The organism is Streptomyces caelestis (assembly GCF_001279005.1).
Lineage (GTDB): Bacteria > Actinomycetota > Actinomycetes > Streptomycetales > Streptomycetaceae > Streptomyces > Streptomyces heliomycini.
The window spans coordinates 1-223 of sequence record NZ_LGCN01000179.1; the positions used below are offsets into that span (position 1 = coordinate 1).

The following is a 223-nucleotide window of genomic DNA, read 5'->3' on the forward strand; positions in this document are numbered from 1 at the left end:
TCAACCAGGACGGCGCCTCCAACGGCCTGACCGCCCCCAACGGCCCCTCCCAGCAGCGGGTCATCCGCCAGGCCCTGGCGAGCGCCGGGCTCACGCCCGCCGACGTGGACGCCGTCGAGGGCCACGGCACCGGCACCCCGCTGGGCGACCCGATCGAGGCGCAGGCGCTGCTGGCCACCTACGGCCAGGACCGGCCCGCCGACCGGCCGCTGCTGCTCGGCTC

At 78.0% G+C, this 223-nt stretch carries 1 protein-coding gene; it reads left to right on the top strand.

From position 1 onward, the window contains the following. The coding region (locus ADK41_RS16080; RefSeq protein ID WP_159043983.1) for a hypothetical protein at window positions 1-223 on the top strand (223 nt) is incomplete at both ends.